The sequence below is a fragment of the Arthrobacter sp. SDR-2R genome, from assembly GCF_057747955.1.
In genome coordinates this window covers 3,876,205-3,900,526 of the sequence record NZ_CM173231.1, presented here as the reverse complement: position 1 = coordinate 3,900,526, position 24,322 = coordinate 3,876,205, and the positions used below count along the sequence as shown (strand labels likewise).

Genomic DNA, 24,322 nt, shown 5'->3' with positions numbered 1-24,322 from the left:
GGTGCAGGTGAAAATGTCGGATCAGGCGACGGCATCGGATATGCCGCGGATGATGGTGGCGGCCGCGCCCAGGTAGGCCAGGACGATCAGCAGTATCTGCGCGGCGCGGGTGGGGACGTGCTTGGCGGCGAGGTCGCCGAGAACCAGGCCGGCCAGGCAGGCGACGGCGACGGCGAGCCACATCGCCAAGGGCATCACGGGGAACGTCTGGGGCGCGGTGATGGCCTTGGAGATGAGCGAGAAGACGCCGATGGTGAAGAAGTACGGTTGCATCGTGGCCGCGAAGGACTTGTGCTGCCACCGGGTGGCGATGGAATACATGCTGACGGCTGGACCGCCCACTCCTGCCGCTGTGTTCATGAACCCGCTCAGGCTGCCGGCGGTGAGCAGGTACCGCCGGCGCGCCGGCAGCGTGGCGGACTTCAGGGCCAGCAGGATGGTCAGTCCGGCGGCGAGGATCACCCCGATGGAAATCTCCAGGACCGCCGCCGGGACCAGCCGGATCAGGAATGCGGCCGGGACAATGCCGAGCAGCGCCGAGGCCGCGAGCATCAGGTACCGCTTCCAGTCGATGTCCCGCACCACCCGGAAGATGATGGCGCCCGCCGTCACGGCGCCGCACACATTCACCAGCACTACTCCTTCCACCGGGCCCAGGAGCAGGACCAGGAAGGGCGCGGCCACCAGAGCGAAGCCCATCCCGGTGATCCGCTGCATCCCGGCGCCCATGACGACGGCACCCAGCACCAGTCCGGTGGTCAGCACTTACGGCCGCCAGGCCACGTACTGGACCTCCTCGAACTCTTCGAGGCCCAGGCTTGATCCTTCCCGGCCCAGGCCCGACTGCTTGGCGCCGCCCATGGGAGCGAAAGCAACGGAGGGCAGGGGATCGTTGACGCCCACGATGCCGGCTTCGAGGCGTTCGGGAATGTCCCAGCCGCGCTTGGCGCTGCTGGTCCACACGTAGGCAGCCAGGCCCATCTCGGTGGCGTTCGCCTTCCTGATGGCGTCCTCTTCGGAGGAGAAGGTGACGACGCCGGCCGCCGGGCCAAAGACTTCCTCGGTCACCAGGCGTGCGTCGTCCGGGACGTCCGTCAGCAGGGTGGGTGCCAGGAAGGACCCCTTGGCCGGGACGTCGGTGCGCTGGGTGACCTGCCGGGCGCCCCGGCTGAGTGCGTCGTCCACCAGGGACTGAACCGCGGCCACCCTTTCGGCGTCAATAACGGGACCGAGCTCCGGAACCGGTGCGCCGCCGTCGGGAACGCCGTGGCCGATGCTCATCGCATCAAAGCGGGCGCCCAGCCTCTGTGCAAACTCTTCCGCGATGCCCTCCTGGACCAGGAACCGGTTGGCGGCAACGCAGGACTGGCCCGTGTTGCGGAGCCGGCCCAGGACGGCACCGTCGACGGCGGCGTCCAAATCGGCGTCCTCGAACACGATGAAGGGTGCGTTGCCGCCCAGCTCCAGCAGTGGCCGGACCACGCGTTCCGAGGCTGAGGCCATGATCTGCCGGCCCACGCCGGTGGATCCGGTGAAACTGACGGCCCTGACCGCGGGGTGGGACATCAGGGCGGCGGTGATGTCACGGGAGGGGCCGTGGACCACGTTGACCACGCCGGCGGGGAAGCCGGCGTCGTGCAGGACTTCGAACAGTCCCGTGGCAGCCAGCGGCGCCTTCTCAGACACCCGGCCCACCACCGTGCAGCCTGCGGCCAGCATCGCGGCGAGCTTCCGCGCCTGGATGGAGACCGGGAAGTTCCAGGGGGTGAGGCTGAGCGCCACTCCGATGGGTTTGCGCAGGCTCAGATGGCGGCGGCCACGCAGTTCAGGCGGGCTGACGGTGCCGGTGGCCCGGCGCGCCTCCTCCGCGAACCAGCGGAAGTACTCCACGGAGAAGTCCACCTCCCCCTGCGCTTCGGGAAGCCGTTTGCCGGCTTCGAGTGCCAGGGTGTGGGCCAGTTCGTCGCGGCGTTCTGCCAGGAGGTCGGCGGCGTTGCGGAGCAGGTCTGCCCGGTGGCGGACGGTGGAGCCGGACCAGGAATTGAAGGCCTCCGCGGCGGCGCCGGCGGCCTTGGTGGCATCGTCGGCCGTGCCCCAGGCTACCTCTCCCACGGTGGTGCCGTTGCCCGGGTCAATCACGTCCTTGGCGGTTCCGGAGGTGTGCCAGGTGCCGTTAATGAGGTGCCGGGCGGATTTGAGGTTCATGGATTGTGCCTTTCGTAGGGCTGGGAAAAGATTCGGCAGTTCCGGGCGGCCGCCAAAGCCGGGCCCGGGGCCTGGTTCCTTATCCCTTGCTCGCACCGGCGGTGATGCCGGCTACAAAGTAGCGCTGCAGGAAGACGTAGGCGATGACGACGGGCAGGGATGCCAGGATCACGCCGGCGAACAGCAGCGGGTAGTTGGTTTGGAACTCGCCCTGGAAGCTCAGCAGAGCCAGCGGCAGGGTGCGGTTGCCGGGGGACTGGATGAACAGCAGCGGGTACAGCAACTCGTTCCAGTGGATGACGAACAGGAAGATGGCGGCTGCGGCGATGGAGGGCGCCGAGAGCGGCAGGGCGATGGAAAAGTAGGTCTTCCACGGTCCGCTGCCGTCGATGGAGCTGGCCTCGTAGAGTTCCTTGGGCAGGGTCCGCATGAACCCGCCCAGGATGAACACGGCGATGGGCAGCGTGGAGACCACGTTGGCCACGACCAGGCCGGCCAGGTTGTCCAGCAGGCCAAGCCGGCCGAAGAGCACATAGAGCGGCACCATGTTGGCCTGCGCCGGGATGGCCATGCCCAGGACCAGGAACCCGAAGATGGCCCAGGCCATAAATCCCTTCAGCCGGGACACTGCGTAGCCGGCCAGGCTGGCAAGGAACAGGGTGAGCGGCACGGAGATACCCGTGACGATCGCGCTGTTCATGAAGGATGAGCCCAGGTTCTGGCCGCCCACCACTTCCGCGAAGTTGTCGGCGGAGAGGGAGTGCGGCAGGCTGAATGGCCCGGCGAACAGTTCCTGCGTGGACTTGAAACTGCCGAACGCCACCACGGTCAGTGGAACGATGATGATGACCGCATAGATGGCCAGGATGGCGCGGCGGCTTAGTGAGGCGAGCATGCTGCTATTCCCCCTTCGGGGTCAGCCGGAGCAGTCGGCGCTGAAGCCAGGTGACCAGGGCGATCATCGCCATGAAGATGATCGACTGGGCGGCGGCGTAGCCGAACTCCGAGTTGGCAAAGGTGCTGTAAATGCGGGTGGACAGGATGTCCAGGGCAGCCTTGGGCGGGTTGCCCGCGATACCGAGGATCAGGTCGAATGCCTTGAACGACTGGACGGTGGTGTAGGCCACCACAATGGACGTGGCCGGGGCCACGAATGGCCAGGTGATGGACTTGAACTGCTGCCACTTGTTGGCGCCGTCCATTTCGGCTGCTTCGTAGAGTTCCCTGGGGATGGCCTGCAGCCCCGCGATATAGACCACCATCATCTGGCCGGAATGGAACCACACCTGGGTGACAGCAACCCAGTAGAGGGCCTGGGCGTCATTGCCGAGGTAGGCCCCGCCGTCCACCCCCACGGTTCTGAGGACCGAGTTGGCCAGACCGAAATTGGGGTCGTAGATGAACTTCCAGATGAAGGCCACGGACACCGAAGACAGGATGGTGGGGAAGAAGAACAGGGCGCGGAGCAGGATGCTGCCGCGTGAGTTCCGGGTGAGGAGCAGTGCCAGGACCAGCGAGAACGCCGTTTGGGCGATGACCACCAGCAGCACGAACTTCAGGTTGTTGGTCAGGGCATTGGTGAACAGCGAGTCCTTGGTGAACGCACGGATGAAGTTGTCCAGGCCCACGTAGTTGAAGGCCGCCGAGAAGCCGTTCCAGTCCGTGATGGCGTACTGGAAGGCCTGCAGCGTGGGCATCACCAGGAAGAAGGCGACGACGGCGACGGCGGGCAGTGGGAAGAGGTACAGTGCCGGATTCACCCGGGTGGGGGAGCGCCGGCGCACCTTGGGGGCGTTGGCGGAGGTTTGGCTCTCCGGCGCCTTGCCCTTGGCTGCGGTTCCGGGATGGATGCTCATAGCCGTTCATCAACAATCTTCTGGGCGGCGGCGGCTGCCTGTTCCGGGCTGGTGCCGGAGATGACCGCCGTGGCACTGGCCTCCACCGCATTGCGGACGTCGAGGTTCTGGAACTGGAAGCGGGCTGCGAGCGCGGTCTTCTTCTGCAGCCAGGGGCTCAGCCGCTTCAGGTCCGGGTTGGTGTACTCCACCTTGTCCACGGACACGTGCTGGGCGGTCTGGTTGGCGTAGTAGCCGGCGTTTTCGGGCTCGGAGAGGAAATCGATCCAGGCTGCCGCGGCGGCCTGGTTCTTGCTGGCCGAGTTGACGCCGAGGATGAACGTGGCGTTGTAGGCGCCTTCGTATTTGCCGTTGCCGTCGGAAGTGGTGTTGGGGAACACCAGGTCGATGGGGAACTTGGCGCCGAGTCCCCGCACGGCGGCGATGTGGTAGGAGCCGGTGGCCAGCATGGCGGCCTTGCCCTGGGAGAACAGGTTCTGGGCCGGTTCCACGGCGGTGCCGGTGGCGTTGGGCTGAACGAAGGGCTTCAGGTCCTTGTACTGGTTGAGCATCTTGATGAACCAGTCGTCGGTGCACTTGAGCTTGCCCTGTTCGATTTGGGCGCACATGTCGTCAACGGGGGCGTTGTTGGCAATCATGCAGTTGAACAGCTGGCCGCCGTTTCCGACATCGCCGCCCGGCCAGGAGATGGGGATGACACCGGCGGAGGCCAGCTTCTCGCACATGCCCAGGAACGCATCCCAGTTCTTGGGGGCGATCTCCGCACCGGCCTTGTCAAAGAGATCCACGTTGGCCATGGGCATGGGGAACACCACCTGGTAGGGCAGGCCCAGTTGGCTGTCGCCGTTCCGGCCCGCGGACAGCAGCCCCTTCTGGTAGTTGCCCACCGCCTTGCTGTCCTTGAGCTCGGTGTAGATGCCGGCTTCGGTGAAGTTCTTGAACTGGGCGCCGCGGAAGGTGGCAAAAGCGTCGCCGATCGAGCCGCCGCGCAGCTTCTGGAGGGCCTGGGCGTTGTAGTCGTTGGAGGTGGAGATGTCCTGGGCAACCTCCACGCCGTTGTGCTGGGCGGCGAAGCGCTTGATGAGTTCGTCGAACACGGCCTTGTCCTCGCCGCGCCAGTGGGCGAACGACACCCTGCCGGTCACGGCGCCGGTGGAGGGTGCCGCCGGTCCGGTGGCACCGCCGGGTTTGGTGGAACCGCCGGGCCCGGCGCACGCTGCCGCAGCGGCGCCGAAGCCCATGGCTCCCAGAAGGGCGACTGCCTGCCTGCGTGAAATCTGACTCACAATAATCTCCTCGTTGAGTGTTTGGTGTGCCTTGTTTGCTTACTGCGGAAAGGGTGTGCCCCGGTCAGGACGTTGGTGCGCGCCACTTATGGCTACGCGTGCGTCCTCTGCGCGGAGACGACGTCGTCAACGACGGCGCAGAGGCGCTGCAGCCGGCGGACGGCGTCGGTGGAGAGGGATTCGACGACGTCGGGGGCACCGATGCAGGATGCCCAGACGGCGCGTCCGGAGAGGAAGCCGCTGGCGCCTTCCAGGCAGGCCCACCGAACGGCATCCGGGAAGACGTCCTCGGGGACGCCGGAGGACAGGACCACCCAGGGGCCGTCGATGGCCTTGGTCAGTTCGGCGCAGGCGGCGCGGACCTGGTCTTCGGGGGCTTGGCCGTGGAAGGGGACCTCCGCTTTGTAGAGGTCGGCGCCCAGGCTTCCGAGTTCCTTGGCTGCGGCCAGGATGCCGGCATCCCAGTCAAAGTCGCCGCCGGCCAGGGGCTTGCGGGAGACGGGCTCGATGATGCTGATCAGTCTGGCGGACCGGCAGCTTTCCACGAATTCACGGACCATGGCCACACGGCCTTCGGCGGGCTCGTCCGGGCGGTACAGGACCAGCAGCTTGAGGGCCTTCACGCCCAGGGCCGCGTACTTCTGCGGATCCACCAGCCGGTCGATGGTGACCTCGCCAACGAGCTCGCCGTGGGCGGATTCGAAGTGGTCGGCGGAGGCGATGAGCCCGCAGTTGGGGTCCACGACGCCGGCTTCGATGGCCTGGTCCAGGGCGAACTGACGGTCGATCAGGATGCCGGAGGCGTACGGGGTCAGGATCCGGGCCGCTTCAAGCTTGAAGTCGCGCAGGTCCTGGTCCGTGACGGGCTGGTCGGTGTGTTCGGCGAACATGTTCCGCATGGCTTCGCGCTGGTCCACGGCCAGCATGGCGAAGGCGCCTGAGGGGCGCTGGAGCGGGGAGAGGTCGGTATGGCTCATGGGGTGGCTTCTTTCGGTGGTCAGTTGGACGCTGGGACAAGATTGACGGTTTGGTGCGGGATGGCGGACCGGCCGTCCAGTCCGCCGCAGGAGGCGGAGGCGGTGCGCCCGGCGAATACGGCGGCTTCCACCAGTGGAAGTCCGGCAGCGACGGCGGCGAGCAGGGCGCCGTGGTAGACGTCGCCGGCACCGAGGGTGGACACGATGGTGGCGGGCGTGGCCGGGACGTGGACGGGTTCGGCGCCGCGTTCCAAAACCCAGGCACCTTCGGAGCCGGCGGTGGCGACGACGGCGGAGGCGCCGTCGTCAATTGCCTTCCGGAGCAGCGACTCAGGGGAGAGGTCCTCGCCGTATTCTGCGCGGAGCCTTTCGATGGTGGGGACGTACAGGGCCACGCCGCGGGGGCTGAAGGCGGGGATGGGGTTGCCGGCGTCCACGCTGATGGCCAGGCCGGCCGGCCGCGCGGGGGCATTGGCCACCGCGTTCCAGCCCAGGTGGTCCGTGTGGACCCAGGCCGCTGACTGGAGCAGTTCGGAGAAGCGGCTGTCCCCGGGGAAGCTGACCGGCGGGACCGGACGGGTGACGATGGCCCGGCTTTCGGTGGCCCTGCTGACCACGATCACGCTGGCACCGGTCTTGACGCCGGCGTCGCGGATCACGGCGGAGGTGTCCACGCCTTCTGCCTGAAGGCCGCTGACGATGCGGTCCCCTTCTTCGTCGGTTCCCAGGACGCCGGCAAAGGCCGTCCTGGCTCCGGCGCGGGCGGCCGCTACGGCTGCCGTGGCGGCGGGTCCGCCGCCCGCCGTGGCAAAGTCCGTGGCGACGGTGCGGCTGTCCGCGGCAGGGTAATCCTGCACCAGGGCGATGGCGTCAAGAGTGGCGCAGCCTACGAAGAGCAGGGTTCCGGTTGACGGTTGGGGCACGTTCCACCTCGTTGTAGTTCCGGCTGATACTGAAGAAATATACACATAGCATGTTGGAAAAACAACACTTTCTGTATAGTTGTGTTTGGGATGCAACGCCGCGGTCCCGCCCACTCAACGTAGAGAAACGGAGCAGCTCATGTCATTGCCTACTGCGGAATCGGTCCGGACCATCCGGTATGGCCTCATTGGAGCGGGCCATATGGCACGCGAACACGTCCGGAACCTTGCCCTGATCCCGGGAAGCCGCATCACCGCAGTCTCGGATCCCACACCCTCTTCACTGGAAGAGACGGTGAAGGAGATCGGCCATGAGGTGCGGACTTTCCCTTCCCACCAGGAGTTGCTGGCCTCGGGCCTGGTGGACGCGCTGGTGATCGCCAGCCCCAACGACACCCACCTGGGCATCCTCAAGGACATCTTCGCCAGCGGCACCAACCTTCCGGTCCTCGTGGAGAAGCCGGTGTGCACCACGGCGGAGCAGGCGGACGAACTGGAGGCGCTGGCCGGCAGCTACCCGGCCCCGGTGTGGGTGGCCATGGAATACCGGTACATGCCGCCGGTCCAGGAGATCATCCAGGCGGCGCATGGCGGCAGGCTGGGCAACATCCACATGCTCTCCATCGTGGAGCACCGCTTTCCGTTCCTGCACAAGGTGGATGCGTGGAACCGCTTTGCGGAACGGACCGGCGGGACGCTGGTGGAAAAGTGCTGCCACTTCTTTGACCTGATGCGCCTGATCCTGCAGGACGAGCCCGTACGCGTCTTCGCCAGCGGCGGCCACGACGTGAACCACATGGATGAGGTCTACGACGGCCGGGTGTCGGACATGTTGGACAACGCCTATGTGATCGTCGATTTCAAGGGCGGCCGCCGCGCCATGCTGGAGCTGTCCATGTTCGCCGAGGGATCCAAGTTCCAGGAACGCATCTCCATTGTTGGGGATGCTGCCAAGATTGAAACCCTCATCCCGGTGGCCGCCAACCACTGGATTCCCGGTGACCACGCTGAAGCGACGGTTGAATTCAGCCCACGGTCCCCGCTGGGTCCCGAAAAGCACGAGGTTCCGGTGGATGAGGCTGTCCTGGCGGCCGGCGCGCACCACGGCTCCACCTACTATGAGCACCAGGGCTTCCGGAAGGCCATCCTGGGCGAGGGGCCGGTGGAAGTCACCATTGCGGACGGACTGCGGTCCGTACGCATGGGCCTGGCCGCCGAACGCTCTATTACGGAAGGACGCCCCGTTGAGCTTGGCAATGCCGCCCTCGGGGTACGTTCATAAGAAGATACATGTTGGAATTGCAACATCCCGCCAGGCTCCTGCCCGGCGCACGGGGGAGGGAGAACAGCCAATGGGCACCGCAGATAAAGAGGCGCCGCTGACACCCCGCCAGCGCACCATCCTCGATGAGCTGGGCCGCCGGGGGTTCATTTCAACAAATGATCTGGCGGAGACCTTTGCCGTCTCCGACATGACGGTGCGGAGGGACACCCGGGTGCTGTCCAAGCGCGGACTGGCCCGGGTGGTCCACGGCGGCGTCAGCGCCGTGGACGGTCATGGCCAGAACGCGAACTTCGCCGCGCGCGTCCGGGAGGACGCGGACGCGAAGCTTCGGGTGGCCAGGGTGTGCCTCTCGATGATTGGCGAACGGGATGCCATCATCCTTGATGCCGGCACCACGACGTACCAGATCGCGCAGGAACTGCCCACGTCGTTCACCGGCACCATCATCACGCACTCCGCGCCCGCCATCCAGCGCTGCCTGCAGCTGACGGCGGCGCGCACCATCTGCCTGGGCGGGGAGCTGCTGCTGGACAGCCAGGCGTTCAACGGACCGATGACCGTCAGCGCCGCCTCCGGGCTCCGTGCCAAGACAGCCTTTATTGGCGTCAGCGGCATCCATGACGAGGCGTTCTATATTGAGCGCGACGTGGAGCGCGCCACTAAGATCGCCCTTATGAATTCAGCGGAACAGGTAGTGGTGGTGGCAACCCACCAGAAGATGCTGCGGTACGCGCTGGCGCGGCTGGCGGCGTTCGACGCGGTGGACATCCTGGTCACGGACGCTCCGCCGCCGCGGGAGATCGAGACAGCCCTGCGCGCCGCCAACGTCAAGCTGATGGTTGCCGCATGACGGCCCGCCTGCGCGTGTGCCTGCCGTCCCGGGACCTGCTGGACGCACTGGCGCCGATTGACGGCGTCGACTTTGTCCTGTGGGACCTCACCGGGCCGGCGCCGGACGGCCGGCTGGATCTGCTGGTGCCCGGCTACATGGGCAAACCGGCGGCGCTCGCCGCACTGGAGGGCGTGGACGTCGGCCTGGTGCAGAGCCAGTCCATCGGGTACGACGGCGTCGCCTCGGTGCTGCCCGCCGGCGTCACCTTCGCCAACGCGGCGGGAGTCCATGAAACCTCGACGGCGGAGCTCGCCGTGGGGATGATGGTTGCTTCCCAGCGCGGCATTCCGGACTTTGTCCGGAACCAGGAAACCGGTACGTGGGACAACAGCCAGCGGCCCAGCCTGGCGGACCGGCGCGTGCTGCTGGTGGGTTACGGGGGAGTGGGCAAGGCCATCGAGGCCCGGCTCCTGCCGTTCGAAACCGACGTCACCCGGATGGCCAGCCGCGCCCGGGACGATGAGCGCGGGACCATCCTCGGGATCGATTCGCTGTACCAGCAGCTGCCGCTGCACGAGATTGTGGTGGTCAGCGTCCCCCTGGGCGAAGACACCAGGCAGTTGGTGGATGCGAAGTTCCTGGCGGCCATGCCGGACGGGGCCCTGCTGGTCAACGTCGCCCGCGGCCCGGTGGCGGATACCGGGGCCTTGCTGGCAGAGACCGCAAGCGGACGGCTCCGGGCCGCGCTGGACGTCACCGATCCGGAGCCGCTGCCCGCCGACCATCCGCTCTGGACCACTCCCGGCGTGCTCATCACACCGCACGTGGGCGGCGCCAGTTCGGCCATGTTCCCCCGGATGGTCCGGTTGCTCAGGAAGCAGATCGGGCTGCTGTTGGAGGGCAAGGACCCGGTGAACGTGGTCCTCCCTTAACCGCGGCGGTTCCCGCCCCTATGCTTGGCCCATGTCCACTTTTGAAGTCCGCCGCAGTTCCGTCATCCCTGCCGCCGCCGAAGACATCTTTCCGCTCGTCAACAACTTCCACGAATGGACTGCCTGGTCCCCCTGGGAGACCATCGACCCCGGCATGAGCCGCCGCTACTTCGGCACTGAAGCAGGCACGGGGGCCGGGTATGAGTGGAGCGGCAACCGCAAGGCGGGCAGCGGCACCATGGAGATCGAGGAGTCGGTGCCGTCGAACCTGGTCCGGATCCGGCTGCAGTTCACCAAGCCCTTCAAGGCCCTGAACCCCACCACCTTCACGTTCACCCCTGCCCCGGGCGGCACCGAAGTGACCTGGCGGATGACCGGCGAGAACAAGGGCCTGGGGAGGGTGTTCGCACTGTTCATGAACATGGACAAGATGGTGGGCGCCGATTTCGAACGCGGCCTGGCCGCGTTGGCTGCCACAGTGGCGGCACGAAAGAGCTGAGGCCGCCACATGGGTGTCGTTGACGAAGCCCTGGACAGGATTGGCGGACCGGACCGCAGTTGCCTCCAGCACGTGGTGGAGATTGCGCGGTCCCTGGCTCCCGACGCCACGGAGGGCATGAGCTACGGCATGCCCGCCCTCAAACTGGACGGCAAACCGCTGGTGGCGGCCGTGGCCGCAGCAAAGCACCTCTCGGTTTTCCCGTTCTCCTCCGCGGTGGTGGAGGCAGTGGCCGCCCGGCTGGAGGGGTACTCCCTGTCCAAGGGAACCATCCGCTTCACGGCGGACCATCCAGTGCCGGACGACGTGCTCGCTGACATCGTCCGGCTGCGGATGGCGGAAATACGGAAATAGGGCGCAGGACGACGGCGGGACCTATGGTCCTTCCAGCCGGCCGCGCCAGTGCATAGCGTGGTGCCATGGCTGATACTCTCTCCTCCCTCGCAGACTCCTTCAAGAACATGGGCGTTGCCCGCGCGTACGGCTCTCCCGTAAATGTGGGCGGGGAGGACATTGTGCCGGTGGCGCTGGTGTCCTTCGGTTTTGGCGGCGGCACGGAATCGGACCAGGGGGCATCGGGCGGCGGGGGCGGCGGTTTCGTTGTCCCGTTGGGCGTGTACCGGACCGTGAATGGGCGCGCGGTCTTCCGCCCCAACACCATCGCCATGCTGGTGTGCCTTGTCCCATTGGTTTCTGTGGCCGGCGCGGCGTTCCGGAAAGCGGCGCGCTCGGCCCGGAAATAAGCGCCGGCCGGCGGCCCGGCATTCCATAAAATTCCCCTATTTCGTCCCCGGTAATTCGGTTCCATAATGGCCTCGTAGACTTCGGGAACCTCCCGCCGCTGTCCTGTGCCACGGCGGAACCAGGGGTTCCAGGTGGCCGCCCCGGCAATCGGCGGGAAGGACGGCCACGAGGCCCGGCCGGGACGGCCGGACTGTTTCAGGGGGAGAGCAACGCCACTAAATGCACAAGGAGAATTGTCATGCTCAAGGATAGGGAAATCATGGCTGTGCTGCCGGCCAAGGATATTGACCGGGCACGGGAGTTTTACCGGGACAAGTTGGGGCTGGAGCCGGTCCAGACGGTCGAAAACGACAACCTTATCTACCGCTGCGGCAAGGGAACGGGCTTCCTGCTCTACCAGACGGACAACGCCGGTTCGGCCAAGAACACCCAGATGTCCTGGGGCGTCGATGACGTCGAAAAGGAAGTGGAGGAACTGCGGGGCCGCGGCGTCGTCTTTGAGGAGTACGACATGCCGGGACTCAAGACCGAGAACGGCATCGCAACGATGGAAGGCATGGGCAAGGGTGCGTGGTTCCTCGACAGCGAGGGCAACATCCTGAACATTTCCTCGATCCCCGTCACGTAGCCATCCGCCTTGCACAGGCGCATACTCAATCACCTGGCAGCAAAGCCATAAGTACGACGCCGGCACGTGCCGCCCAAAGCACCCGCACCCGGGTGCGTGGCAGCGGCAGGCCGGCGCCGCCGTCGTAAGCGGCCTGAAAGGAAGGCGCGGGAATGGGCGCGGAAGAGATGGTTCCGGAGACAAAAGGCGTCTCGGTGGAGTTGCTGGCGGCCGTAGACCTTGATGGCGAGATGGACGGGATGGAAGGCCGGCAGCTGCGGATGCGGAGGGTGACGATCGACCCCGGCGGGGTCTTCGGGCCCCTCCATGACCATGTGGGGCGTCCGGGAACCGTCTTCATCCTGCAGGGAACCATCACCGACCACCGCGACGGCGCCGCCACGGACTATGGGCCCGGAGTGGGCTGGCCGGAGGACCGGAACACCACCCACTGGCTGGAGAACAGGGGGACGGTCCCGGCGGTGGAAGTCTCCGTGGATATCGTCACCAAGCTTCCGTCATAAATCCACGTGCTGTGGAAACCGGTGGCTTATCCGCCGTGTTCTGGGTATCTTGTGCATACCCGTGGTTGAGCAGTCAGCTGGCAAGTTACTCATGGGAGCCACTGATGGACGCCGCTGCTGACCAGCCACCTTCCGGGAGGATCCGTCCCGGCACCAGCTCACAGGACAGGGTGTTCCATGCCTTCCGGCGCTGGCCGCTCGTCCCGGCCGCCGACCTGCTCCTGCTGCGCCACGCGCTAGTCGGCCAAGATTCCTCCACCGAACCGGACCACGCGTCCGCTCTCCGTTGCCTGGTCGACGACGAACTCACGCGCCGGCTGGCCCTCCCGCCCGCTTCGGGGGACTAAGACTGCCGTGGGTCGGTAACGTGTGACATTGGGGGACCGGCCCACGGCCCAAATAAGCCGTCTGTTCCTTCCCCCGCCAGCCAATTCAAACGGCGGGCTGGCGCCGCCCCAGCGCCAGCCGCAGGGCGGCGCGGAGGGTGAGCCGGTTCCGCCTGGTTACCGCGATGACGGCTGCGACACCCGCCAGCAGCACCACGATCCCGCCTGCGGCCACGGACCAGCGGGCGCCGAACTGGCTCCCGATCCAACCGACCAGCGGTGAACCCAGGGCGGTGCCGCCCTGCAGGATGGCCAGGTACAGGGCCAGCACGCGACCGCGGAACTGTGGCTCCACGGACAGCTGGATGCTGGTATTGCAGCTGTTCAGGAACGTGATGGACGCCAGCCCCACGGGAATGAGGAGGGCAGCGTAGGCCCAGAAAGACGGCGCGACGCTGCCCAGGATGGTGAAGACACCCAGGCCCAGCGCCCCGCCCAGCAGGAACCTCAGCCGAGGACGGGACCTGCGGGCCGCCAGGAGGGCGCCGGCCAGGGTGCCCACCGCCATGATGGAACCGAGAAGCCCGAATTCACCCGGGCCCATGCGGAATTCGGTGGTGGCCATCAGCGAGTTGATGACGGGAAAGTTCATGCCGAACGCGCCCAGGACGCCCACCAGGACCATGATCAGCATCAGATCCGGCCTTCGGCGCACGTAGCGGATGCCCTCAGCCACCTGGTGCTTGTTCCGCTCGCCCTTTGCCACCGGGGCGGGCTGGGTAATGCGGATCCTGAACAGCGAGACCAGGACGGCCGCGAAGCTCGCCGCGTTGAGCAGGAACACCGGGCCCGTTCCCACCCAGGCGATGAGCACCCCCGCGATCGCGGGGCCTGTGAGCCGGGCGGTGTTGAAGGAGGCGGAATTCAGGGCCACCGCATTGGAGATGTTCTCCTGCCCCACCAGTTCCGAGACGAAGGCCTGGCGCGCCGGTGCGTCCACGGCACTGGCAACGCCCAGGCAGAAGGCCGCCACGTACGCATGCCACAGTTGGGCGGTGCCGGTCACCACCAGGAGGCCGATGGCGAGGCCGGTGGATGCCATGGCCAACTGCGTCCACATGAGGATGATGCGCTTCCGGTACCGGTCAGCCAGGACTCCGCCGTAAGGGCCGAACAGCAGCATGGGCAGGAACTGCAGGCCCGTGGTGAGGCCGACGGCGGCGCCTGAGTGGTCGGTGAGAACGGTCAGGACCAGCCAGTCCTGGGCCACGCGCTGCATCCAGGTGCCGATGTTGGAAACGATCGCACCGCTGGCCCAGATGCGGTAGTTGGGGTTTTCGAGGGCCCGGAACATCGCGCTCATTTGCCGCTCATTTCCTGCATGATGCGGGCCGCCCGGCTGAGGGTAAGCCTGTCGTCCTCGCTGAGCCCGGCCACCCGCTGGGCCAGCCAGGCCGTCCGCTGGCTCCGCGCCTCGGCGAGGACTGTCCTTCCCGCATCCGTGATGTCCACGCGGACCTGCCGCCCGTCGTCGGGGTCTGCGCTCCTGGTGACGAAGCCCTGGTCGGCGAGCGCGTTGACGATCCTGGTCATGGACGGCGCCTGGACGTGCTCACTCTCGGCAAGTGCCCGGAGCGTGCTGGGGCCGCTGCCGTTCAGCAGGGCCAGGACTGTGTATTGCCCGGGGGTGATGATGTCGCCCGTTGCCTCAACGCGGAGCCGGCGTGAAGTACGCATCACGGCGGTGCGGAGCTCGATGGCGAGGGTATCGGGCGTGGTGGGGTCTGCGGTTGCTGTGTTCTTCGTTTGGGTGGGTGACATGTATGCGGGTGCGCCTCCTGCTGACGTTCCTTAGCAGTGCTAATTAGTTCTGCTAACTATTATGGTCTGCTTGCTTATCAATGGGCAACAGCCTGCGGTGTGGGTTTGGTGACATGCTCCGGCAGAATGGGATGCGTGACTGGGGGCAGAGCTGATGTAAAGCGCAAATCCGCGTTGTCGTGGAAAGGAAAAGCGAACCTTGCGGTGGCCGTCCTGGTCATCTGCCTGGGCCCGATCCTGATTGGCGTGGGCAGTTTCATGATCAACGCCGACGAGGAGCTTGCGCGGACCGGGACACAGGCCACCGGAACGATCGTCCACTTCAAGGACGTCGCCAAAGCCTCCTCGCGCAGGATGCAGGTTGAATTCACGGCGGCGGACGGGCTGCCCCACAGGACGTTCGCGGCCGTTGACCACGACCAGCATCCCGTCGTCGGCAGCGAAGCCACGGTGGTCTATGCCGAAAATGACCCGGCAAGGGCCGTTGTGCTGGGTTATGAGAGCGACGGTGTGTGGTTCCGTGGCGTGGGCATTGTGCTGACCGTCATCTTCGGCGGGCTGGGACTGCTCTGCCTTGGGGTTGGCACCGCGGCCCTCCGTGCCAAATTCCGGAAACCCGCCACAAACCACGTGGTCTGAGACTGTCACGGCTCTTGGGTCTGGCCGCTGCGGCTCGGCGGGCGTAGGCTCGGTCCACCATGACCGAGCAGCAGCCCTTTGAATTGATCCGGCGCTATCCGCATTTCGAGCTGCGCCGGTATCCGGACTACGTGGTGGCCGAAGTGACGGTCACCGCGGATTTTGACCGCGCCGGCAATGCCGCCTTCCGGCATCTCTTCAACTACATCAGCGGCAGCAATAATGCCCGGCAGAAACTGGCCATGACCGCTCCGGTGCTCCAGGAACCAGGGCCCCGGAAACTGGCAATGACCACCCCCGTACTCCAGTCCGGTCCGGTGCCGGGGTCGGGGGAGCCTGCCGAATATTCAGTGGCGTTCGTCCTTCCGGCCGGCGTGACAGCTGACGGCGCTCCGGTCCCTGCCGATCCCATGGTCAGGATCCGCGCGGTGCCAGGTTCCCTTGCCGCAGTGCTGGGATTCTCCGGCAGCGGTTCGGCATCGGCTTTCCAGAAGCGCAACGACGGCCTGCAGGCTGCGCTCACCCTGGCCGGGCTGACTCCCGTGGGGACGCCGAGATTCGCCCGCTTCGACCCGCCGTTCAAGCCGTAGTTCCTGCGCCACAATGAGGTTGTCCAGGATGTCCTGGAACCCCAGGCGGGTGGAACGGCACCGGGCGCTTAGCTGGAAGCAGCGCTGTAGGTTTCTTTCCCCCTCCCCACCCGATACTTTCCTGCCTGCCCGGAAAGATCCCTATTCGGGCAACCATGCATAAAGGATGGCCAGTCCGCACTCCGCTGCCCCATTCTCTGGGTAGTGGCGCCCTTATGGGTGGTTGCAGGGGGCGCGGAGTCTCCTCCCACTTTCCGTTTTCTGTTGTTATTGCTGAAACTTTACGATAGTTTCTCACTGTGATGCAGGTCGCACTGGTGGGAGCCCGCGGCCATGATGCCAACAAAAGGACGATGATGACCCGCGAGCACAGCACCAGCACCTCCGAACACCGCTTCAAACGCCTGCACGAACGTCTGGGCGGCATCGCCTACGGGGGTGACTACAACCCCGAACAGTGGCCACGCGAGGTGTGGGACCAGGATGTCCGGCTCATGAAGCAAGCGGGCGTCAACCTGGTCACCCTGGCCGTCTTTTCCTGGAGCCGGCTTGAGACAGCCGACGGTCTTTACGACTTTGGCTGGCTGGACGAGGTGATGGACCTGCTGCACCGGAACGGCATCGGCGTGGACCTGGCCACTCCGGACGCCGTCCCGCCGGCCTGGTTGATCGCCCAGCACCCGGACATCCTGCCCGTCCTGGCCGACGGCTCTACGTTCGGCTTCGGCTCCCGACAGCACTTCGACGTCTCCCATCCTGCTTACCGGGAAAAATCGCTGGCCATGGCAGAGAAGATGGGGGAGCGCTACGCTGCCCACCCGGCCCTGCGCATGTGGCATGTAAACAACGAGTACGGACCGGTCTCGTACGGCCCGTACGCCGACCGCGCCTTCCGGGCATGGCTGCAGGAAAAATACGGCGACCTGGAGAACCTGAACCAGGCATGGAGCACCGACGTATGGGGACAGCGCTACTCCGACTGGTCGCAGGTGAACGCACCCGCCCGGCCGCGCACGTGGTCCAACCCGTCCCGCCGCCTTGATTACCACCGGTTCACTTCGGACAGCATGCTGGAGCACTACAAGGCCGAGCGGGACATCCTGCGCCGGTACACGCCAGATTTGCCGATTGTCACCAACTTCATGCGCTTCTACAAGAACAACGATTACTGGGCCTGGGCTGCTGAGGAGGACGCCGCGGCCCTGGACATCTACCCGGACCCGCGCGAGGAAGACGCCCACGTGGCCGCGGCGCTCAACTTCGACCTGATGCGCTCGCTCCGCCGCGGCCAGCCATGGCTGGTGATGGAACAGGCTACCGGCGCCGTCAGCCAGTGGTCCGTCAACGTCTCCAAGCTGCCCGGCAAAATGAGGCTTGGCTCCTACCAGGCCATCGCGCAGGGCGCCGATTCCATCCTCTTCTTCCAGTGGCGCCAGGCCAGGGGCGGCACCGAACGCTTCCACTCCGGCATGGTCAACCACGCCGGGCCCAATACGCGCATTTTCCGGGAAGTTTGTGAACTGGGCCAGGAACTCAAGGGCCTGGCCGGCCTCACCGGCACACGCTCCAGCGCCAAGGTCGCGCTGGTCTTCGACTGGGACTGCTGGTGGGCCCTGGAACTGGGGAACTCCCCGCGCTCGGACCTGAACTACGCCCAGGAAGTCCTCCGCCTCTACCGCCCCTTCTTCGACGCCAACATATCCGTGGACTTCGTGAACACCACCAGCGACCTCAGCCAGTACGGCATGGTGGTCCTGCCGGCGTCGTACCTGCTCACCGACCAGGCCGCCGGGAACATCGAGGACTATGTGGCCCGCGGCGGGCATCTGGTGGCCAGCTACCTCTCCGGCATCGTGGACCAGGACAACACCATCCTCCTGGGCGGCTACCCGGGCGCGCTGCGCAACGTCCTGGGGGTGTGGAGCGAGGAGATGCATCCGCTGGCCGGGGAGGGCGAGGCAGTCAAGCTTTCAACGGCCGACGGCGGTACGGCCTCAGCCGATTACTGGACCGAGCACCTGCACACCACCACGGCTGACGTTGTTGCGAGCTATGCCTCCGGCCGGCTGGAAGGCTCGCCCGCCGTCACCCGCAACAGCTTCGGCGCCGGCACTGCCGTGTACCTGTCGGCCAGGGTGGACAGCTCCTTCCTTGCGGAACTGCTCTCAACTGAACGTGCCGCTGCGGGAATCCGCGCGGAACTGGATGCGCCGCTGGGAGTGCAGGTCCGCCGTCGTGCCGGCAACGGACGCAGCTACCTGCTGGTCCTGAACCACAACGATGCACCCGCCAGGGTGGACGTGGGGCACGGCGGCACAGACCAGCTCACCGGAGCCAATGTCACCGGCACGGTGGAGCTCGCCGCCAACGGCGTGCTGGTGCTGGAGGAAATACCCACTAAAGACTCAACCGCGGAAACGGGCCGGTAGGAGGCAGTCATGGCCATGCGATTGGAAGTACCTCCCGAGGCGGTCCCCACGGACGCCGATGCGCGAACTGAAAAACCGCGGAACAAACCCGGAGGCTGGAAGCTGGCCTTCAGGCGGGACTGGCGGCTCTACACCCTGGTGCTGTTGCCGCTGGCCTACTTCGCCATCTTCCGGTACCTGCCCATGGCAGGCAACGTGATCGCGTTCCGGCAGTTCCAGCCCGGCGGCAGCATTTTCGGCGAGAAATGGGTGGGCCTGAAATACGTCACCCTCTTCATCAACGATCCCAGCTTTTGGCAGGCGTTCCAGAACACCATCATCCTGGGCGTGCTGACACTGCTGTTCTGCTTCCCGATGCCCATCATCTTCGCGCTGATGCTGAACGAACTGCGTTCGCAGAAGTTCAAGAAGTTCGTCCAGACCGTGGCCTACCTGCCGCACTTCATGTCCGTGGTGATCATCGCCGGCATGATCCTGCAGAACTTCTCCATGACAGGCACCGTAAACCAAATTGCCAACTCGCTGTTCGGCACCACGGTTAACTTCACCCAGGACGCCGCGTGGTTCCGGCCCATGTACATCAGCTCCGAGGTGTGGCAGACCATGGGGTGGGGAGCCATCCTCTACCTGGCCGCCCTGACCCGGGTGGACGAATCGCTGTACGAGGCAGCCCGGATCGATGGCGCCAACCGCTGGCAGCAGACCTGGCATGTGACCCTGCCGGCCATCCGGCCCACCATCATCACACTGCTGATCCTCAACATCGGCACGTTCATGGCCGTGGGCTTCGAAAAGATCCTACTGATCTACAACCCGCTGAACTACCAGACCTCGGATGTCATCTCCACCTACCTGTACCGGGTGGGCCTTGAATCGTCGAACTTCAGCTACGCGGCGGCGATCGGCATGTTCGAATCCGTCATCGGCCTCACGCTGATTCTCTCCGCCAACGCCATATCCAAGCGGCTCGCCGGAACGAGCCTGTGGTGAAGGGGACAACTGTGAAAGGGACAGCCGTGAAAGAACCCGGCGCGAAAGCAGCACCAAAGGACACAGGTGTCCTGGTCAAGGACATGAAGGTTTCACGCAGCATGCGGCTGTTCCGGGTGGTGAACCTGGCCTTCCTGCTGGTGGTGGTGTTCCTGACCTTGTATCCGTTCCTGAACATCCTGGCGCAGAGCTTCTCAAGCGAAGGATTCATTAACGCCGGCAAGGTCAACCTGTTCCCCATGGGCTTCAACACCGAGACTTACCAGCTGATCCTGGCCGACTCGGTCTTTTGGCGGAACTACGGCAACACGATTCTGTACACCGTGGTGGCCACGGCTATCTCCATGGTGCTGACCACCAGCTTCGCGTATGCAATCGCGAGGAAGGACCTGAAGGGGCGCAGCCTGTTCATCGGCATCGCGGTGTTCACCATGTTCTTCAATGGCGGCCTGATCCCCAACTATGTGCTCATCACCTCGCTTGGAATGCGGGACACCTTATGGGCCGTAGTGCTGCCCAACGCCATCAGCGTCTTCAACCTGCTCATCATGAAGTCGTTCTTCGAGAACATGCCGCGTGAACTGGAGGAAGCGGCCGCCATTGACGGACTTACCCAGTACGGGGTGCTTTTCAAGGTGGTCCTGCCGCTGAGCAAGGCAATCGTTGCCACCATGGTCCTGTTTTACGCAGTAGCCAACTGGAACTCCTGGTTCCAGGCGTTCCTGTACCTGGACAACCCCGATCTGTTCCCGGTGACCATCTACCTTCGCAACATGATTGCCGGCGTCACCACGGCAGGCTCCGCCGGCGGTACGGCGGAGAACGTGGGCCAGATTGCCGCGAACATCCAGTCCGTCACCATCGTCCTGACCGTGATCCCCATCCTCTGCGTCTACCCCTTTGTCCAGAAGTACTTCTTTTCGGGCGTCATGCTCGGCTCCGTCAAGGAATAACCCTTATGAAAGGAAAACCCATGATCCGCAGACGAGATTTCCTCGGCCTGTCCGCGCTCGCAGCCTTCGGCCTGGTGATGGCGGGATGTGACTCTGACTCCGGCAGCAAGGCCGATACCTCAAAGGCCCGCAATGGTGCGATGGACAGCTTTGGGGTTGGGGACACGTTCAAGGCGACGGCGCCGCTGAGCTTCACCTTCCTGTTCAGCGATCAGCCCACCTACCCATACAAGAAGGACTGGCTCCTGTTCTCCAAGATGGCCAGCGACAACAACGTCACCCTGGAACCGACCATCGTTCCCAGCAGCGACTACGAGCAGAAGCGCAGCCTGTTGATCAGTTCGGGCAAGGCTCCGGAGATAATTGCCAAGACCTACCCGGGGCAGGAGAGCGCGTATGTATCCTCCGGCGCCGTCCTTCCCGTCAGCGACTACGTGGACCTCATGCCGCACTACCAGGACAAGATCAAGAAGTGGAAGCTGGAGCCTGAGATTGCAGGCCTCACCCAGGAGGACGGCAAGTACTACGTCCTGCCCGGTCTGCACGAGGAACTCTGGCCGGACTACACACTGGCGTTCCGGACCGACGTGCTGGAGAAGGACGGGATCGCGGAGCCCAAGACCTGGGACGAGTTCCGGGAGGTGCTGCGCAAACTCAAGAAGAACCATCCCGATGTGGTGCCCTTTTCCGACCGGTTCAACGGCAACAGCGTGCTGAACATTGCCGGCACCGCCTTTGGCACCGTGGCAGGCTGGGGCCTGGTGGACGGACTGACGTTCGATGAAGGCAAGAAGGAGTTCGCCTTCGGTGCCGGCAGCGGCCAGTTCAAGGATCTTGTGACCTACTTCAACTCCTTGGTTTCGGAGGGGCTGATGGATCCGGAAAGCTTCACGCAGACCGATGATTCGGCCATCCAGAAGTTCACCTCGGGCAAGTCGTTTGTGATCAGCGCCAACTCCCAAAACATCATCACGTACCGCACGTCAATGGAGCAGTCTCTGGGGAAGGGCAACTTCGCCGTCCGAAAGATCACGGTTCCCGGCGGCCCCGCAGGCGATGTCATTGGCGGTTCCCGGCTGGAAAACGGCATCATGCTGAACGCGTCCGTGAAGGACAAGGACAGCTTCGTGGCGCTGATGCAGTACATCGACTGGCTGTTCTACAGCGACGAAGGCCAGGAGTTCGCCAAGTGGGGGGTGCAGGGCACCACCTACAACAAGGAAGGCGGCAAACGCGTCCTGGCCAAGGACATCAACTTCCAGGGCCTGAATCCGGGCGGCACCAAAGACCTGCGCGTGGATTACGGCTTCTCCGGCGGCAACTTCGCCTACGGGGGCACCACGGACCTGCTCCAGTCCACCTTCAATGAGGAAGAGCTGGCCTTCCAAAAGGCCATGAAGAGCAAGAAGCCCAGGCCCGTTGCCCCGCCCGTGCCGTTCAGCGACACCGACCGGGAGCAAGCCACCCTGACTCTCACGCCACTGAAGGACCACGTCAAGCAGAACACCTTGAAGTTCATCACCGGCCAGCGCAGCCTCTCGGAGTTCGACGCCTACGTCAAAGAGCTGGACAGCAAGGGCATGGGCAAATACGTAGAGTTGGCCAACAAGGCCTACAAGGCATACGTCGAAAAGAAGTAGGGCGTACGACGGCGGCCGCGGGCCTTCCGCGGTGACCGAAAGGCAGTCAGTGGTTCAGAAGAAGGCGGAGTACGGAGCCGGCCCCCTGTTCAGGGCGGCCGGCACCGTTGCGGGCGTGATGATGGGCTCGGTCCTCCTGGGGCTGGCCAATATCCTGCTGCTGCCGGCCCTGGTGGCGGCACCCATCGCGGGGGCCTGGCCCCTTGTGGTGGCACTCGTTCCGGCGGGGCCGGCCCTGGTGGCGTGCATGTACGCATTCAACCGAATGGCCGCCGGCCATGAGGGCGGGGTTTACCAGGACTTCGTCCGCGGGTACCGGATGAATCTGGGGCAGGCCCTGCAGGTTTGGGTGCCGTACCTTTTGGTTCTGGCCGTCATCGCGGTCAACCTGGCAGGGCTGTCCTCGCTGCATCCGGGCAACCCGGCCACGCCCGCGCTCAGGCCGGCGATGCTGCTCCTCGCAGTGCTCGTGGCCACCGCCGGCCTGAATGCTTTGCTGCTGCTGTCCAGGTTTTCGTTCCGGACCCGGGACCTCTACCGGCTCTCCCTGTACAGCTTCAGTGCCCGGAAGCGGGTTTCACTGGGCAACGCCGGGATCCTGTTCGTCGCGGGAACCCTGCTGCTGGTGACCACTGCGTACCTGCTGCCGGTTCTCGCCGGCACCGTAGTGTTTCTGGTGTGCCTGAACTCCCGGCCGCTGCTGGCGCTGGTTGAGGAGAAATTCACCGCCGCCTGACCGGTCATGGGTGCAGTTCAGCTGGTCCGGGAAGCCGCTGACTGGATGGCCCCGGCGAGGTCGCGGGGACGGCTCCACATGGGCCAATGCCCCGTTGGGAGGTCGATGACGTCGAGGTGTTCAATGTTCGCCACTTCGGCAAACATGGCATGCCCGGAGCGGGCGAGCTCCAGCACCTGCGCGCCCGGGATCGAGCAGCACACCAGGGTGGTCCGGACCTTGTGGCGGGCATCGTTCGTGAGCTCGACAGCCTGACGAAGCACAGCCGGGTTCAGGGACAGCCCCGGCCCGAAAACGCTCGAGGACTTCTGGGTCCAGGCCGTCGAGGCTCGCCTGCTGGGCCAGGACATCGAAGGGCGGCAGCGGAAGCTCCGCCAACTCCTCCGGGATGCCCGGGCCGAAGGCGCTTCCCGGTGCCACAGGGCCGGAGTCGACCCACACCACTCGATGGACAAGCTCAGGGTGTCGGTCCAGGACGAGGCTGACGGGGGCGTTTGCCCCGCTGTGGGCGACGAGAGTGGCGGGCTGGTCCCCAGAGGCCCCGAGCTGGCTGATGACGTCCAGGACCGCCGCGGCCTGGTCGTCGAGGGTCTTTGCCGCACGCCCGGGATCGTCCCCGTCGAGACCGGGCAGCGTCATCGCGACGGCGCGGGATTGGTCGGTTGCCAGGTGTTCCAGCACTTCATCCCACGCCCAGGCGCCCAGCCAGTGGCCGGCGATGAGAATGATGATGGGACGGCTTGCAGTAGTTGTCATGCCAATACCCTCGCAGCCGCCTTGGACAAGGGTGTGTCACTATTTATGTCATGAATCTGCCCGGGCTTAAACGGTGAAGCGGGTCGAACGGCTCCATGCCCTCTCCGAGATATTGCGCCGCAGCGGCAGGCAGGGGGTTTCTGCCGGGCGGCTGGCTGCAGAACTTGAGGTATCTGTTCGCACCATCAAGAGGGACCTCGATGCGTTGGAGAACAGCGGTGCGCCGGTATGGTCCCGCCCAGGTCCGGGCGGTGGCTATGGGTTGGCTGCAGGCGGGTCCCTGCCGCCAGTCAGCCTGTCCCCGGCGCAGGCCGTGGCGCTCATGGCAGCGGTGTCCGCTGCGTCGGATGCCCCCTACGCCGATCTGGCAGCAGCAGGTGTCCGGAAGATCATGGATGTCCTCGATCCCAAAACACGGGCACGAGCCGACGCATTGGCCCACCGTGTCTGGGTCAACGCCCTTCCCTCCTCGTCGCGGGCCATCAAGTCGGTACTGGAGGAGGCGATGGCCGAGCAGCGCGTGATTCGCCTTCGCTACACATCCGGGGACGGGACCACCACCACCCGCGACGTCGAGCCGGTGCTGTTCGCAGCCACCAACGGCCAGTGGTACCTGGTTGGGTGGTGCCGGCTGCGCAACGCCATGCGGTGGTTCACCGTTTCGCGTATCGAGCGGGCCAGCGTCACCAAGACGGCCTGCAGTGGCCATGGCATCCATGAGGTTGGGGAACCCCCGGCAAACGCCAGGCCGGTGCACGGCCGGGGGTGAGTC

The 24,322-nt window shown here is 65.3% G+C and carries 25 protein-coding genes and 2 pseudogenes; 17 read left to right on the top strand and 10 right to left on the bottom strand.

The window, feature by feature from the left end:
• Positions 1-21: 21 nt before the first annotated feature.
• From AC3ANU_RS18015 to AC3ANU_RS17985, 7 genes are all read right to left on the bottom strand, one after another.
• Positions 22-765 carry a sulfite exporter TauE/SafE family protein gene (locus AC3ANU_RS18015; RefSeq protein WP_018771354.1) on the bottom strand — a complete coding sequence of 248 codons (744 nt, stop codon included), beginning with the start codon at positions 763-765 and terminating at the stop codon, positions 22-24.
• Entirely contained in the window at positions 766-2,205 is a 1,440-nt protein-coding gene (locus tag AC3ANU_RS18010) for an NAD-dependent succinate-semialdehyde dehydrogenase (protein WP_488315011.1), read from the bottom strand.
• A 79-nt stretch (positions 2,206-2,284) separates the two neighbouring features.
• Positions 2,285-3,100: a carbohydrate ABC transporter permease gene (locus AC3ANU_RS18005; protein ID WP_018771352.1), complete on the bottom strand. Its 816-nt coding sequence runs from the start codon at positions 3,098-3,100 to the stop codon at positions 2,285-2,287.
• Positions 3,101-3,104: 4 nt separating this feature from the next.
• A complete protein-coding gene (locus AC3ANU_RS18000; protein WP_018771351.1) occupies positions 3,105-4,061 on the bottom strand; it encodes a carbohydrate ABC transporter permease in 957 nt (318 codons plus the stop codon).
• Positions 4,058-5,347 (bottom strand): ABC transporter substrate-binding protein, encoded by a 1,290-nt coding sequence (locus AC3ANU_RS17995; protein WP_134165929.1) that lies wholly within the window; start codon positions 5,345-5,347, stop codon positions 4,058-4,060. Before AC3ANU_RS17995 ends, AC3ANU_RS18000 begins: the two co-directional genes overlap by 4 nt.
• A gap of 92 nt (positions 5,348-5,439) precedes the next feature.
• On the bottom strand, positions 5,440-6,324 hold the full coding sequence (locus tag AC3ANU_RS17990; RefSeq protein WP_488315010.1) for an aldolase: 885 nt from the start codon (positions 6,322-6,324) through the stop codon (positions 5,440-5,442).
• A gap of 20 nt (positions 6,325-6,344) precedes the next feature.
• Positions 6,345-7,247: a PfkB family carbohydrate kinase gene (locus AC3ANU_RS17985; RefSeq protein ID WP_018771348.1), complete on the bottom strand. Its 903-nt coding sequence runs from the start codon at positions 7,245-7,247 to the stop codon at positions 6,345-6,347.
• Positions 7,248-7,386: 139 nt separating this feature from the next.
• On the opposite strand from AC3ANU_RS17985, the gene AC3ANU_RS17980 reads away from it, so the two are divergent.
• From AC3ANU_RS17980 to AC3ANU_RS17940, 9 genes are all read left to right on the top strand, one after another.
• Positions 7,387-8,529, top strand: coding sequence for a Gfo/Idh/MocA family protein (locus AC3ANU_RS17980; RefSeq protein WP_488315009.1), 1,143 nt, complete (start codon positions 7,387-7,389; stop codon positions 8,527-8,529).
• A gap of 70 nt (positions 8,530-8,599) precedes the next feature.
• Positions 8,600-9,382: a DeoR/GlpR family DNA-binding transcription regulator gene (locus tag AC3ANU_RS17975; RefSeq protein WP_018771346.1), complete on the top strand. Its 783-nt coding sequence runs from the start codon at positions 8,600-8,602 to the stop codon at positions 9,380-9,382.
• A complete protein-coding gene (locus AC3ANU_RS17970; RefSeq protein WP_268002677.1) occupies positions 9,379-10,296 on the top strand; it encodes a 2-hydroxyacid dehydrogenase in 918 nt (305 codons plus the stop codon). The genes AC3ANU_RS17975 and AC3ANU_RS17970 overlap by 4 nt, the downstream gene beginning before the upstream one ends.
• Before the next feature lie 31 nt (positions 10,297-10,327).
• The gene (locus AC3ANU_RS17965) at positions 10,328-10,795 is read left to right on the top strand and encodes an SRPBCC family protein (protein WP_056389409.1); all 468 of its coding nucleotides are present in this window, start codon (positions 10,328-10,330) and stop codon (positions 10,793-10,795) included.
• Positions 10,796-10,804: 9 nt separating this feature from the next.
• On the top strand, positions 10,805-11,149 hold the full coding sequence (locus AC3ANU_RS17960) for an iron chaperone (RefSeq protein WP_144601329.1): 345 nt from the start codon (positions 10,805-10,807) through the stop codon (positions 11,147-11,149).
• 65 nt (positions 11,150-11,214) lie between these two features.
• A complete protein-coding gene (locus AC3ANU_RS17955) occupies positions 11,215-11,538 on the top strand; it encodes a hypothetical protein (protein ID WP_026266086.1) in 324 nt (107 codons plus the stop codon).
• A gap of 239 nt (positions 11,539-11,777) precedes the next feature.
• A complete protein-coding gene (locus tag AC3ANU_RS17950) occupies positions 11,778-12,167 on the top strand; it encodes a VOC family protein (RefSeq protein WP_018771341.1) in 390 nt (129 codons plus the stop codon).
• A 152-nt stretch (positions 12,168-12,319) separates the two neighbouring features.
• Positions 12,320-12,670: a cupin domain-containing protein gene (locus tag AC3ANU_RS17945; RefSeq protein WP_488315008.1), complete on the top strand. Its 351-nt coding sequence runs from the start codon at positions 12,320-12,322 to the stop codon at positions 12,668-12,670.
• 104 nt (positions 12,671-12,774) lie between these two features.
• Positions 12,775-13,017, top strand: coding sequence for a hypothetical protein (locus tag AC3ANU_RS17940; RefSeq protein WP_144601331.1), 243 nt, complete (start codon positions 12,775-12,777; stop codon positions 13,015-13,017).
• Positions 13,018-13,102: 85 nt separating this feature from the next.
• Here AC3ANU_RS17940 and AC3ANU_RS17935 read toward each other — a convergent pair whose 3' ends face one another.
• Both AC3ANU_RS17935 and AC3ANU_RS17930 read right to left on the bottom strand, forming a co-directional pair.
• Complete coding sequence (locus AC3ANU_RS17935; RefSeq protein ID WP_134165937.1) at positions 13,103-14,359, bottom strand: MFS transporter; 1,257 nt, start codon at positions 14,357-14,359, stop codon at positions 13,103-13,105.
• Complete coding sequence (locus AC3ANU_RS17930) at positions 14,356-14,817, bottom strand: MarR family winged helix-turn-helix transcriptional regulator (RefSeq protein WP_018771337.1); 462 nt, start codon at positions 14,815-14,817, stop codon at positions 14,356-14,358. The genes AC3ANU_RS17935 and AC3ANU_RS17930 overlap by 4 nt, the downstream gene beginning before the upstream one ends.
• Before the next feature lie 135 nt (positions 14,818-14,952).
• Between AC3ANU_RS17930 and AC3ANU_RS17925 the strand changes: the two genes are divergently transcribed.
• The 7 genes and pseudogenes from AC3ANU_RS17925 (at position 14,953) to AC3ANU_RS17895 (ending at position 22,794) form a co-directional block, all read left to right on the top strand.
• Positions 14,953-15,456, top strand: a complete 504-nt coding sequence (locus AC3ANU_RS17925; RefSeq protein WP_488315007.1) for a DUF3592 domain-containing protein — start codon at positions 14,953-14,955, stop codon at positions 15,454-15,456.
• A gap of 59 nt (positions 15,457-15,515) precedes the next feature.
• Positions 15,516-16,043 (top strand): annotated as a pseudogene (locus AC3ANU_RS17920) (SOUL family heme-binding protein); the annotation flags it as partial.
• 305 nt (positions 16,044-16,348) lie between these two features.
• Entirely contained in the window at positions 16,349-18,475 is a 2,127-nt protein-coding gene (locus tag AC3ANU_RS17915) for a beta-galactosidase (RefSeq protein WP_224084468.1), read from the top strand.
• A gap of 9 nt (positions 18,476-18,484) precedes the next feature.
• Entirely contained in the window at positions 18,485-19,465 is a 981-nt protein-coding gene (locus tag AC3ANU_RS17910; RefSeq protein ID WP_018771333.1) for an ABC transporter permease, read from the top strand.
• Positions 19,466-19,548: 83 nt separating this feature from the next.
• The gene (locus AC3ANU_RS17905; protein ID WP_026266084.1) at positions 19,549-20,418 is read left to right on the top strand and encodes a carbohydrate ABC transporter permease; all 870 of its coding nucleotides are present in this window, start codon (positions 19,549-19,551) and stop codon (positions 20,416-20,418) included.
• 5 nt (positions 20,419-20,423) lie between these two features.
• Complete coding sequence (locus AC3ANU_RS17900) at positions 20,424-22,058, top strand: ABC transporter substrate-binding protein (RefSeq protein WP_488315006.1); 1,635 nt, start codon at positions 20,424-20,426, stop codon at positions 22,056-22,058.
• Between the two features lie 49 nt (positions 22,059-22,107).
• Positions 22,108-22,794, top strand: coding sequence for a DUF624 domain-containing protein (locus tag AC3ANU_RS17895; protein WP_134165941.1), 687 nt, complete (start codon positions 22,108-22,110; stop codon positions 22,792-22,794).
• 17 nt (positions 22,795-22,811) lie between these two features.
• Here the strand turns inward: AC3ANU_RS17895 and AC3ANU_RS17890 are convergent.
• Positions 22,812-23,550: pseudogene (locus AC3ANU_RS17890) on the bottom strand (alpha/beta fold hydrolase).
• A gap of 73 nt (positions 23,551-23,623) precedes the next feature.
• Here AC3ANU_RS17890 and AC3ANU_RS17885 point away from each other — a divergent pair.
• The gene (locus AC3ANU_RS17885; RefSeq protein WP_144601335.1) at positions 23,624-24,319 is read left to right on the top strand and encodes a helix-turn-helix transcriptional regulator; all 696 of its coding nucleotides are present in this window, start codon (positions 23,624-23,626) and stop codon (positions 24,317-24,319) included.
• Positions 24,320-24,322 lie beyond the last annotated feature (3 nt).